The organism is Kitasatospora herbaricolor (genome assembly GCF_030813695.1).
In the GTDB taxonomy this organism is placed as follows: Bacteria; Actinomycetota; Actinomycetes; order Streptomycetales; family Streptomycetaceae; genus Kitasatospora; species Kitasatospora herbaricolor.
In genome coordinates this window covers 263,623-275,810 of the sequence record NZ_JAUSVA010000003.1, presented here as the reverse complement: position 1 = coordinate 275,810, position 12,188 = coordinate 263,623, and the positions used below count along the sequence as shown (strand labels likewise).

General features: G+C 75.4%; 11 protein-coding genes. 5 read left to right on the top strand and 6 right to left on the bottom strand.

The genetic code is table 11. The features are described 5' to 3' along the window. Positions 1-107 precede the first annotated feature (107 nt). Positions 108-1,130 carry a GlxA family transcriptional regulator gene (locus J2S46_RS40650; RefSeq protein WP_191294375.1) on the bottom strand — a complete coding sequence of 341 codons (1,023 nt, stop codon included), beginning with the start codon at positions 1,128-1,130 and terminating at the stop codon, positions 108-110. 48 nt (positions 1,131-1,178) lie between these two features. Continuing rightward, entirely contained in the window at positions 1,179-1,739 is a 561-nt protein-coding gene (locus tag J2S46_RS40645; protein ID WP_191294376.1) for a PadR family transcriptional regulator, read from the bottom strand. A 61-nt stretch (positions 1,740-1,800) separates the two neighbouring features. On the opposite strand from J2S46_RS40645, the gene J2S46_RS40640 reads away from it, so the two are divergent. From J2S46_RS40640 to J2S46_RS40625, 4 genes are all read left to right on the top strand, one after another. Next, the gene (locus J2S46_RS40640; RefSeq protein ID WP_229913376.1) at positions 1,801-2,427 is read left to right on the top strand and encodes a hypothetical protein; all 627 of its coding nucleotides are present in this window, start codon (positions 1,801-1,803) and stop codon (positions 2,425-2,427) included. Positions 2,428-2,645: 218 nt separating this feature from the next. Continuing rightward, positions 2,646-3,908: a sensor histidine kinase gene (locus J2S46_RS40635; RefSeq protein WP_191294377.1), complete on the top strand. Its 1,263-nt coding sequence runs from the start codon at positions 2,646-2,648 to the stop codon at positions 3,906-3,908. A gap of 48 nt (positions 3,909-3,956) precedes the next feature. Beyond that, positions 3,957-4,643 carry a response regulator gene (locus J2S46_RS40630; RefSeq protein ID WP_191294378.1) on the top strand — a complete coding sequence of 229 codons (687 nt, stop codon included), beginning with the start codon at positions 3,957-3,959 and terminating at the stop codon, positions 4,641-4,643. 430 nt (positions 4,644-5,073) lie between these two features. Then, complete coding sequence (locus J2S46_RS40625; RefSeq protein ID WP_190215104.1) at positions 5,074-5,454, top strand: hypothetical protein; 381 nt, start codon at positions 5,074-5,076, stop codon at positions 5,452-5,454. 716 nt (positions 5,455-6,170) lie between these two features. Here the strand turns inward: J2S46_RS40625 and J2S46_RS40620 are convergent. The 3 genes from J2S46_RS40620 to J2S46_RS40610 form a co-directional block, all read right to left on the bottom strand. Continuing rightward, the gene (locus tag J2S46_RS40620) at positions 6,171-6,515 is read right to left on the bottom strand and encodes a RidA family protein (protein WP_191294380.1); all 345 of its coding nucleotides are present in this window, start codon (positions 6,513-6,515) and stop codon (positions 6,171-6,173) included. Between the two features lie 178 nt (positions 6,516-6,693). Next, positions 6,694-7,767, bottom strand: coding sequence for a restriction endonuclease (locus tag J2S46_RS40615; protein WP_191294381.1), 1,074 nt, complete (start codon positions 7,765-7,767; stop codon positions 6,694-6,696). Positions 7,768-7,984: 217 nt separating this feature from the next. Further along, positions 7,985-9,610, bottom strand: a complete 1,626-nt coding sequence (locus J2S46_RS40610; RefSeq protein WP_229913377.1) for an MFS transporter — start codon at positions 9,608-9,610, stop codon at positions 7,985-7,987. Positions 9,611-9,967: 357 nt separating this feature from the next. Between J2S46_RS40610 and J2S46_RS40605 the strand changes: the two genes are divergently transcribed. Beyond that, on the top strand, positions 9,968-11,167 hold the full coding sequence (locus tag J2S46_RS40605) for a hypothetical protein (protein ID WP_191294382.1): 1,200 nt from the start codon (positions 9,968-9,970) through the stop codon (positions 11,165-11,167). Positions 11,168-11,226: 59 nt separating this feature from the next. On the opposite strand, the gene J2S46_RS40600 is transcribed toward J2S46_RS40605, so the two are convergent. Further along, positions 11,227-12,177 (bottom strand): RNA polymerase sigma-70 factor, encoded by a 951-nt coding sequence (locus tag J2S46_RS40600; protein ID WP_191294383.1) that lies wholly within the window; start codon positions 12,175-12,177, stop codon positions 11,227-11,229. Between the last annotated feature and the right edge of the window lie 11 nt (positions 12,178-12,188).

Sequence of the window (12,188 nt, the reverse complement as noted above, 5' to 3'; positions counted from 1 at the left end):
CGGGTGCGGTCGGCCGTGCCGGTGCGCGGTGAGTGGGCCCGGTCGGTCGGTCGGACGTGCGGGTGCGGTCGGCCGTGCCGGTGCGGTGGACGGGCCGGTGCGGTGGGTCAGCCGGTGGTGCGGAAGCGGCGGCGGTAGGCCGCCGGTGAGGTGCCGGTCTGCTTGCGCAGCGCCCGGTGCAGGGTCTCCACCGAGCCGATCCCGCAGGCGGCCGCGACCTGCTCCAGGGGCTGGTCGGTGCTCTCCAGCAGACGCCGCACCGCCTCCACCCGGGCGGCCTCGACGTAGGAGGCGGGGCTGGTGCCCGTCTCCTGGCGGAACACCCGCGCGAAGTGACGCTCGCTCAGGTGCATGCGCTGCGCCAGGGCGGGGGCGGACAGGTCGCCGTCGAGGTGGTCGGCGATGAACATCCGCAGCTCGTCGATGTCCCGGCGGGCCGCGGGCGGGCGGCTGAGCGGGACGGAGAACTGGCTCTGCCCGCCCTGGCGCTTGAGGTACATCACCAGCTGGCGGGCCACCGCCAGCGCGATCTCCTCGCCGAGGTCCTCGGCGACCAGGGCCAGCGCGAGGTCCATGCAGGCGCTGATCCCGGCCCCCGTCCACACGTTGCCCGACCGCAGGAAGATCGGGTCCGGGTCCACCGTCACCTCGGGATGGTCCGCGGCCAGTTGCGCGGCGGTCGACCAGTGCGTGGTGACCCTGCGGCCGTCCAGCAGTCCGGCGGCCGCCAGCAGGTGCGCGCCCACGCACACCGACGCCACCCGGCGGGCCTGCGGCGCGGTCTCCCGCACCCACCGCACGACGTCGGGGTCGATCCGGGCCACCGGTCCGTCGGGCCCCGGGTCGACCGCCCCGGGCACCAGCAGCGTGTCCAGCACCCCGCCGACCTCGGCGAAGGACAGGTCCGCGAGCAGCCGCACCCCGGCCGAGGTGGTCACCGCCCCGCCGCCCGGACCGGCCAGCTGCACCAGGTACCCGGCCCGGGCGCCGCCCTGCGGGCCTTCCCCGCACGCGGTCTCCCGGCCGGTGATCTCCCGGTTGGCGAGCGCGAAGACCTCGGCCGGGCCGGTGACGTCGAGGAGGTCGACGTCGGGGAACACCACGATGACGACACGGCGGGGAGCTGACATGCCCCTATCGTCGTGCGGCCCACCGATGGCCGCAATGACGGCTTTCTGTCAGATCCGGCCACCGTCCCGCCCGGGGGCGGGCGCGCCCGCCCCCGGGGCCTGGATCTGCCCGGCCGCCCACTCGGCCCACTCGCGGCGCATGGCGTTGAAGCGCAGCCCGTACTCCAGGGCGATCCGGCCGTACGCCGACAGGTCGTCCTCGTCCCAGTCGACGGACTCCTCGACGGCGCGCAGCCGCCGGTGGCCCTGGGCGGAGATGTCGGCCAGCCACCCCAGGTACTCCCGGCCCTGTTCGGGGGTGAGGACGCCGAGGAAGAAGACCCGCAGCAGGAGGTCGCTGCGGGTGTGCTGGACCGGCGTGGTCCCGGTGAGCCAGTGCCGCAGCTCGGCCAGTCCCGCATCGGTGATCGTGTACTCCTTGCGCCCGCGCGGGCCCTGGGCCGAGACCGTGACCAGCTCGGCGTCGGCCAGCCTGGCCAGTTCGGTGTAGACCTGGCTCTGGGTCGCCGGCCAGGCGTTGGCGAGCGACGTCTCGAACAGCTTCAGCAGGTCGTATCCGCTCGCGGGGCGGTCCGAGAGGAGTCCCAGCAGGGCGTGTCGAAGGCTCATGACCCCACCCTACCCTGACCTTCCTGTATTGACATGTCAGTCTCGACCTTCTACTTTCGACATGTCAGATCAGCCATACCCAACCAACATCACCGAACGACCATCACCGAACGAACACCACCGGGGGAGCACCACCATGACGTACGTCCTCACCTTCCTGCCCTGGATCGTCTACGCCGTCCTGCCGTCCGCCCACTGGCAGTGGGCCGCGCTCGCGGGCCTGCTCGTCGCCGTCGCGGTGATCCTCAAGCAGCGCGCCGCCGGGGCCCGCCCGGACGCACTGATCATCGAGTGCGGCTCGGCCGTCTTCTTCGCCGCCCTGGCGGCCCTGGCCTTCACCGACCCCCACTCCTCCCTCCACCCCTACTCCGCGGCGCTGTCCTCCGCGGTGCTCGCCCTGATCGCGGGGGCCTCGCTGGCGCTCCGCCGGCCCTTCACCCTCGGTATCGCCAAGCAGTCCACGCCGCCCGAACTCTGGGACCAGCCGCTGTTCGTCCGCACCAACACCCTCGTCACCGCCCTGTGGACGCTCGCCTTCGCCGCCACCGCCGCCGTCCTGGCCGCCCTCGCCCACGCCGGCCAGGGCCACTCCACCACCGCCACCCTCGTCCAGATCGCCGGGTTCCTCGCCCCGATGCTGCTCACCAGGCGCTACGTCGCCGCCGTCCAGGCCCGCGCCGGCCGATGACCTGCCACACCCCGCACCGCCACCACACCCCGCACCGGCACCTCGCACCCACGCCGGCGGCACCGGCGAACCCCGGGCCGCCGGCCGCACCCCCGCCTGGCCACCCGTCACCGCCCGCGCCAGGAGCGCCCGCCCGCCCCCGACTGCGACCAGCGCGGTAGTGCGGCTACCGCGTCCGGCCGATGAACCACCCGCCCGCCAGGCCGTAGGCTGCGCCGGTGCGCCCGGAACCGGAACACCCCGACCGGCCCGCGAAGGGCCGGCGCCGACCCCTGGCGGTCGACTCCCTGCTCGCCACGGCGTACGCCACCGCGAGCCTGCTGCTCGGACAGGAACCACCCCCCGCCCCCTGGCACGCCCTGGACGCCACCGGCACCGCCCTGACCCTCCTGGTGAGCGCGGCCCTGGTCGCCCGGCGGATCGCGCCCGTACCGGTGCTCGCCACCGTCGTCGCCCTGTGGAGCACCTACATCGCCTGCGGGTACTGGCCGGTGGTCAACTCCCCGGCCTCCCTGCTCGCGCTCTACACCGTCGCCGCCGCCCGCCCCACCCGCACCGCGGCCCTGGGCGCCGGCGCCGTCGGCGCGGCCTGGCTGTTCGCCGGCGCGGCGCACGCCGGGTACGGATCGATGAAGACCGTCCTCGTCCAGGCCGCAGCCTTCCCCCTGGTGATGGTCTTCTTCGGACGCACCGCCGGACGCGCCGCCGAACGCAGCCGCCACCTCGCCGAACTGACCCGGCGCCTGCGAGCCGAACAGGAGGCCCGCGCCCTGCAGGCCGTCACCGAGGAACGCGTGCGGATAGCCCGCGAACTGCACGACGTCGTCGCCCACCACCTGTCCGTCGTCTCCCTCCAGGCCGGCATGGCCTCCTACGTCTTCGACGCCGACCCCGCCACCGCCCGCGGCGCCCTGGACACCATCGCCGCCACCGGCCGCGAAGCGCTGGAGGAACTGCGCCGCCTGCTCACCCTGCTGCGCGTCGACCCCGAGGACCTTCCCCCCACCGCCCCCGGCCCCCGCGACGACGACCACTCCCCGGAGCGCTACACCCCCGCCCCCGGCCTGGACCGCCTCGACGAAATGCTGCGCCGGGTGCGGGCCGCGGGCACCCCGGTCGACCTGCGCGTCGACGGCGAGCCCCGCGCCCTCCCGCCGGGCATGGACCTGTGCGCGTACCGGGTCGTCCAGGAGGCCCTGACCAACGTCCTGCGGCACGCCGGCCCCGCCACCGCCACGGTGACCGTCCGCTACGACCCGCGGGCCCTCACCGTGCGGATCACCGACGACGGCCGGGCGCCGGCCGCACCCGCCCACCGACCGGCCACCGGACACGGCTTGATCGGCATGCGCGAACGCGCCAGGATCTACCGGGGGACGCTCAGCGCCGGCCCCCGCGCCCAGGGCGGCTTCGAGGTGCTGCTCAGCCTTCCGGTCCCGCTCGCCCGAGGCGCCCGCCCCGACGCCCCCCGGTCCCCGTAGCCGTCGCCTCGCCCGCCGAGGCCGGCCCCCAGATGAGGATGCCCGACGATGCCCACAGTCCTGGTGGCCGACGACCAGATCCTCGTCCGGGCCGGCCTGTGCGCCCTGCTGCGGATGGCCCCCGGGGTGGAGGTCGTCGGCGAGGCCTGCGACGGCGAGGACGCCGTGCAGCAGGTGGCGCGGACCTCGCCCGACGTGGTCCTGATGGACATCCGGATGCCCGGCACCGACGGCATCCAGGCCACCCGGCGCCTGCTCGCCCGCCCCGACACCGCCGGGACCCGGGTCATCGTGCTCACCACCTTCGACCTCGACGGGTACGTCTACGACGCCCTGCGGGCCGGCGCCAGCGGGTTCCTGCTGAAGGAGACCCCGCCCGAGCGCCTGATCGCCGCCGTCCACGCGGTGGCCGCCGGCGACATGCTGTTCGCCCCCTCGGTCACCCGCCGCCTGATCGAGGCCTACGCGCCGCCCGCCCGCCCCGCCGACGACCTCCCGCCCGCCTGGCACACCGTCACCAACCGCGAACGCGAGGTCCTGCTGCAGGTCGCCTCCGGCCGTACCAACGGCGAGATCGCCGAGCGGCTCTTCCTGAGCGAGGCCACCATCAAGACCCACCTCAACCGCGTCATGGGCAAACTGGGCCTCTCCAGCCGCGCCCAGGCGGTGGTCTTCGCCTACGAGAGCGGACTGGTCGTCCCCGGGCACACCACCGCCGACCGTCGGGACCACTGACCCCGGCCCGGCCCAGCCCAGCCCAGCCCAGCCCACGCCGCCCACGCCCACGCCGCCGACGCCCACGCCGCCGACGCCCACGCCGCCCTCGGCCCCGCAACCCGCGTCCCCTCCCGCCCCCGCCCCCGCCCCCGTCCTGCTCGGGTCGGGTGCGGTGCGCGGCCCCGGCCCGCACCGGGTCGACTACCGCGGTGGTATGAGAGCGCTGCGGCCCACGCGGATGTCGACGCCGGATCAGTGAACCTCCGGCGTAGAGGAGTTCCACCCGCGGCCGGTCGATCCTCCCGCGGCCCCGGGCCTAGGTTTTCTCCTGTTCCCGCCGCCGCGCTCGGGGGCGGCGGCGGGAACCCGCACCCCGCACCCCGCACCCGGCACCCCGCACCCCGCGCCCCGCGCCCTGTCCGCCCGTCCGTCCGAGGAGAGACCCTTCATGAACGTGCGCCGATACGCCGGCGCGGCCCTCGCGGCCGCCGCCTTCGCCTCGCTCACCGTCGTCGCCGTGCCCAGCGCCCAGGCCACCTCCCGCTACGGCTGCGACTGGCCCTACGTCTGCTTCTACGCCACCGAGTCGTCCACCACCCCGGTGGCCAAGTACAAGGACCTCGGTGAGCAGCCCCTGTCGGAGACCGCCCAGCGGGCCCTGAAGGTCTACAACTCCCGCAACGACGACCGCGTGAAGCTGTGGATGTTCAACCAGTACTGGGAGTGCGTGAACCCCAACCAGGCCAAGGCCACCTGGTCCGGCAAGACCACCCCGCACGGCATCAACTGGCCGATGAAGATCAAGATCGAGGACGCAGCGAAGTGCTGACGCCCCCCGAAGGGCGCGGGCCCGCCCGGGCGCCGGCTGGGCCGTTCGGGTGACGTGGCGGTTGACCTGGTGCGCCCGGTGGGCAGAGCCCGTTGCATGACGACCTCCTCGACCGGGCGCCGCCGCCACCGCCCCGCCCCGGCTCCCGCCACCCCCCTGCCCGCCGGGCCCGCCCCCGTCAGACCCGCCCCCGTCAGACCTGCGCCCGTCAGACCTGCGCCCGCCAGGTCCGCGCCCGCCAGGTCCGCGACGGCCGGCACCCGCCCCCGCACCGGGCCCGGCCGCTGCTGCCGGACCTGGAGCAGCGAGCGGCTGCTGCCCGGCGGCGCGGTCTCCCGCACCACCTGGCACGAGCCCGCCTGCCCGGCCCGGGGCTGACCTCCGCCCTCGCCGCTTCCCGCCGTCCCTGTCGCTCCCGGGCCCGGCGTCGCCCGCCCGGGACCGGGGGAGGAGGTGCCCGTGCCCGACGGTCGATCAGTGGTTCGTGACCGTCGACGGCCGGCATCCGGACGACGGCTCTGCGGGCAGACCCTGGAGCCGCTACCGTTCTTCGTCGACCTCTACGGCGGCCCCGGCGAGAAGGGGCAGCCGCCCTACGACGAGAGCGAGACCCACGTCATCGGGACCGCCCCGAGCAAGCGCCCGACGGGCCCGCCCGGCGCCACCCGGACCCGGCCGTGCCCCGTCCGGACCCGGGCGGGGCACGGCGGCCCGGGTCAGAGCGCGGCGGTCACGATGATCTCGACCAGCACCTCGGGACGGTAGAGCTGCGCCTCCACGGTGGCGCGCGCGGGCGCGGCCCCGGCCGGCACCCAGGCGTCCCAGGCCAGGTTCATCTCGGCGAAGTCCTTGACGTTCGCGAGGAAGATCTCCGCGCGCAGCACCTTGGACTTGTCGCTGCCGGCCTGCGCCAGCAGGGCGTCGACGGCGGCCAGCACCTGCTTCGTCTGCCCCTCGACGCCCTGGGTGAGGTCCCCGGCGACCTGGCCCGCCAGGTACACCGTGCCGTTGTGCACCACGGCCTCGCTCATCCGCTCGCCGGTGCCGAACCGCTGGATCATGTGTGGGACCTCCGGTAGATCGTTCAGGAGCGCCGATGGTAGCCGCGCCGCCGGCCCGCCGTCGGCCCCGTCCAAGCTGTGGCCGCCCCCCGCCGCGCACGGCCCGCCCGTCCGCCGCGCCCGTCCGCTACGCCGTCCGCCGTGTCCTTCCGCCGCGCCTGTGTGCTGAGCCCGTGCGCTACGCGTCGTCGACCTCCAGGCCGTAGGCGACCACGGCCTGGTGCAGTCCGCCGGGGTACCCGGCGAGGGCGGGGGTGAAGTCCCAGTCCCCGGCGCTGTCGCGGTCGAAGCGGCCCAGGCGCATCGCGGTGTTGGTGCGGGCGCCGTCGGCCAGGTGCACCACGGCCGGGGCCTGGTCGGCGCCGGGTTCCAGGATCAGCGCCGGCCCCGCGAACCCGGCCATGGTCGCCGCCGGGTGGTTGCCGGTGTCGGCCGCGGCGACGATGACCAGCCGGTCGGCGTCGGCGGGCAGCGCGTCGAAGTCGACCATCAGGCAGGCGTTGGCGTCGCCGTAGCCGGTGACCAGCCGCACCGAACCGTCCGGCGTGGAGCCGTTGTTGTAGAACACCAGGTGCTCGTCCGACAGCGCCCGGTTGCCCCGGCACACCAGCGCCGCGATGTCGTACTCCTCCTCGCCGCTCCAGTGCAGCAGCAGCCGGGCGGGCTCGGCGGCCACCGCGACCTGCGGCAGGGCCGGCCCGCCGCCCTCGCCGGCGCCGGCGAGCCGGGCCGGCGCGAACACCTCGTGGAAGCCGTGGTGCTTGAGCAGGCCGACCAGCTCGGCGCCGTTGATCAGCGCGATCGGCTTGCCCGCGACGAACTGGTGCGAGCTGGGGCCGAACCTGCTGGTGGTCACGAGCACCGCCTTCGTCGCGGCCCGGTCGTCCTGCAGCGTGCCGTACAGGTCCCGCACGGCCGACGGCGTCACCGTGTCCCGGTACCGCTTCACCTGCACGATCACGTTCCCGCCGCGGAAGAGGTCGGTGTCGATCCCGCGCACGTCCACCCCGCCGTCCCGCGAGCGGGCCGTGAGCTCGACCTTCATCCCCATCGCCGCCATCAGCCGGGCGATCAGCTGCTCGAACTCCACCGGGTCCATCGCCAGCAGGAGCTGCAGCTCCTGCACCCGCCGCGTCATCCGCCCGCGGTCGGCGGTGGTGTCGTCGCGCAGGTGACGGAAGAGCATGCGCTGCGCGCGGCGCTCGTCGGTGTCGGGGTTGCTGAGGCGGTGGATCTTGCGGCTTCGGGACATACGTCGCCCCCCTCGGAGTTGATCGGGCGATGGCAGGCGCCAGGCTAGGGGGTGAACTGATGCCACGTCAGGCGCCTGCTGGAATTGATCATTTCCGAAAGAATTCCGCCTCGGGCGCCGGCCGGCGGACCGTCCCGGCGGCCCCGGACGGGGGAGCCCAGGCCGGGGGAGCCGGGGCCGTGGGCGTCCAGGCCGGGTGCCGGCCGCCGGCGTACGGTCAGGCCGGCTTCCCGCTCTCGCGGGCGGCGGCGCCCGCGGGCGCGCCGGTGGTGGCGGTGACCCGGGTGCCGGGATGCAGCAGCGCGCACAGGAAGGCCACCGCCAGGGCGGCCGCCATGCCGTACAGCACGGGGCCGTTCGCCTCGGCGAAGTCGTGCCGGACGGCGTCCAGCAGGGCGCTGCCGGCGCCGGTGACCGGGCTCTGCCCGCCGGAGCCGTGGCCGGTGATGCTCCCGGTGATGCCGTCGGCGACCTGGTGCGCGGTGTCGGCCGGCACGCCGTTGTCGACCAGGGTCCGCTGCACGTTGCGGACGGTGCCGTTCAGCAGGACGGTGCCCAGCACCGCCAGGCCCAGGCTGGCGGAGTAGTTGCGCACGGTCTGGGTGATCCCGGTGACCTCGCCGTAGGAGGCGTCGATCGAGCGGTTGACCGCGTCGGTGGAGGCCGGCGTCAGCAGCAGCCCGATGCCCGCGCCCGCCAGCACGATGTACGGCCACTGCGCGCCCAGCGACAGGTCGGTGATCTTCGAGGCCCAGAGCGCGAAGCCGACCGCGGACACCGCCGTGCCCAGCAGCATCGGCGGGCGCGCGCCGCGCCGGTCCAGCATCCGCCCGCCGATCTGCGAGCCGGGGGCGAAGCCGGCGAAGAAGACCAGCAGGTACAGGCCCGCCTCGTTGGGGGACTGGTCCAGCGCCACCTGCGCGTAGACCGACGCGAAGAAGAACACCGGGACGAAGGCGATCATGGCGAAGAACAGCACCGCGTTGTCCGCCGCGAACGCCCGGTCGGCGAAGACCCGCAGCTTGATCAGCGGATGCTCGGTGCGCAACTCCACCAGCCCGAACACCACCAGCACCAGCAGGCCCCCGACGATGCACAGCCACGTCGCCCAGCTGTCCCAGCCCCAGGCCGCCGCCTGCTGCAGGCCCAGCACGCTCAGCCCCATGCCGGCGGCCACCAGGAACGCGCCCCTCCAGTCGACCGGCTCCCGGCGCGCGGTGTTGCGGATCCCGGCCAGCACCGTCAGCACCACCGCGACCACCGCCACCGGCACGTTGACCCAGAAGATCGCCCGCCAGGTCCAGGAGGTCAGCCAGCCGCCGAGCAGCGGGCCGATCGCCGTCAGGCCGCCCGCCACCCCGAAGAACAGCGCCAGCGCCCCCCCGCGCCGCTCCACCGGGAACACCTCCACCACCACCGCGAGCGCCGCCGGGAACATCAGCGCCGCCCCCAGGCCCTGCACCGCCCGGAAGCAGATCAGCCAGGTCTCCGCGCCCCCGCCCGAGGGCACCGCCCCGCACAGCGCGGAGGCGATCACGAAGGTCAGCGTCCCGACCAGCATCATCCGCTTGTGGCCCAGCACGTCCGCCAGCCGCCCGCCCAGCGCGAAGAACGCCGCCAGCGACAGCAGATAGGCGTTCACCACCCACTGCATCCCCACCGCCGACAGGCCCAGCTCACGGATGATGTCCGGCGCGGCGATCGACACGATCGTCTGGTCGATGAACGTCATCGACACCGCGAACAGCATCGCCGCCAGCGTCAGCGACTGGTTGGCCGCGACGGGCGCCGCGCCCTGCGAGAGCCCCTGCGTGCTGGTGGGATCGGGCCGCCGGCCTGCCATCCGTCACGTCCTTCCGTCCTGCGGGCCCGCCGGGCCCGCGCCTGGTGGTCGGGGCCGACACCCCCCGCCGCCGCCCCGGGCCCCGGGGGCCCGGCCGCGCGGCCGGCGCCCGCTCCACCCACCGACCCTGCCCGGGCCACGCGGCGGCACGGGGCAACGCCACGTCCCGCCGACGCGATGTCAGCTGTTCGGCGGATCGGCGCCCCGTCCCGCCCCCGCCCCCGCTCGTCCCGTTCCCGCCCCCCGCTCGCCCCGCCCCCGGCACCCCCGCACCGCCGGGCCGTGGGCGGCGTCCCGTAATCTCACCCGACCTGGGCCGACACCCGAGTGCCCAGCAGGACGGGGACCGAGAACACCATGACCTACCGCCGCGCGGCGATACCGGCACTCGTCGGGGGGCTGCTGCTCACCGCACTGCTCTGGTGGGCGGGAGCGAGCACACAGGCGCTGCGCCTGCCGGGCAGCAGCGGCGTCTTCGGCGGGCAGGGCGCCGTCGACCTCGACCACTGGCTCGCCCCCTGGTCCTACGACCCGCCGCCCGGCGTCCGGCTCGGCACCGAGCCCGGCCCGGGCGGCGGCGCGGGCGTCACCGGCGCCCGCTACCTCTCGCTCTGGAGCACCGCGATGCAGATCCGCTACGGCGCGCTCCTCGCCTTCTTCGTCCCCGGGGCGCTGTTCCTGCTCCGCCGGCTGCCGCCGGTGCGCGGCCGCACGACGGCGGCGCTGCTCGCCCTGTGGGCCTGGGCACCGGTGGCCGGCACGCTCGCGGTGACCGTCTCCGCGCCGTGGCTGATCGCCGCGACGGGGCACGGCAGTTACCGCTTCCTGCCGCAGCTGGCCGGTGTCATCGCCTCGGGACAGCAACTGCTGGTGCTGCTGGGGCTGCTCACTGCGGCCGTGACCGTGTCGGTGGCGCGGATCACCGCGCAGGGCGCCGGCCCGCTGCCGCGGCAGGCCGTCCCGGCGCGCGCCGCCCGCCTGTCCGCCACCGCCGGGACGGGCGTGGTCGCGCTGTCCCTGGTGGTCCTCTCCTACCAGCCGGTCGCCGCCGCCCTGCAGACCGCCGCCCTCGGCGGGGGACTCCTCTCCGAACCGGGTGAACTCCTGCGCGAGTGGCTGGTGCTGGGCGCCTGGGCGGCCCCGGCGGGCGCCCCGGACGGCGACTGGCTGCTGTACCGCTGCCCCGACCTGGTGCTGCTCGTCGTGGTGTGGTGCGCCCTGCGGAGGCTGCCCGCCCTGCTCACCAGGGTCACGGTGCCGGCGATGGCGGTGGGCGCGGTCTGCGCGACCGTCCTCGGTCTGCTGGCCGGCCGGCTGACGCGGATGCCGCTGGACGCGAGGATCCCGGGCCGCGGGCTGCTGCAACTGGCCGCGGGCCTCGGCAGCGGCGTGCCGGCCGCCCTGACCTGCGGTCTGCTCGCGGGGGCCGCGGCCGCGGTGACCCTGCGGGCGGCCACCGGACACCCGCGCGGCACCCGCACCCCGGCCCCGGACCCGGCCCAGGCCCCGGTCCAGGCCCCGCCCCGGCCGCAGGACCCGCCCCTCGCGGCGGGCTGAGCACGGGGGCGGGGCGGCCACGTCCGCGCGGTTCCTGCGTCCGGTTCCTGCGGACGGGGTCAGCGGGCGGGGCCGGCGGGCGGGGTCAGCGGGCGGGGCCGGCGGGCCTGCTTCATCTCACGGTCCAGGGCCCAGGCGTCGGCGACCGGTCCGAGGTGGCCGAGCTTGTCGGGGTTGCTCACCGCGCGGACGGCCTGGATCCGCCCGTCGAGCACGTCGAGGACCATGGTCTGCAGGATCCGGCCCTCCCGGTCGCGGAAGATCGCCCCGGGCTGGCCGTTGACCTCGTGCTGCTCCAGCGTCACCTCGACCTGGAACAGCCGGGGCAGGACGCCGGCCAGCAGCCGGGCCACGTTCTGCGCGCCGGTGACGGCCCTGGCCAGCTGCGGGGCCCGGCCGCCGCCGTCCCCGACCAACTGCACGTCGGCGGCCAGCAGTTGCCGCAGCCCGTCCACGTCGCCGTCCTTCAGCGCCTCGAAGAACCGGGCCGCCAGCTCCTGCCGCTCCTGACGGTCCGCCGCGAACCGCGGCCGCCCGGCCGCCATGTGCCGCCGGGCCCGCACCAGCAACTGCCGGCACGCCGCCTGCGAACGCTCCACCGCCGCGGCGATCTCCTCGAACCCGAAGCCGAACACCTCCCGCAGCAGGAACACCGCCCGCTCCAGCGGGCTGAGCCGCTCCAGCAGGAGCAGCGCCGCCATCGACACCGAGTCGGCCAGCTCCGCGGAGCGCGCCGGGTCCTGGTACGGGTCGCTCAGCAGCGGCTCGGGGAACCACGGCCCGACGTACTCCTCGCGCCGCATCCGCGCCGAGCGCAGCACGTCGATCGAGATCCGGGTGACGGCGGCCGACAGGAAGGCCTTGACCGACACGGGCCGGGTCGCCGACCCGTCGAAGCGCAGCCAGGTCTCCTGCACCGCGTCCTCGGCCTCGCTCACGCTGCCCAGGATCCGGTAGGCGATCGAGAACAGCAGCGGCCGCAGCTCCTCGAACTCCTCGACCTTGCTCACGCGGGCTCCCC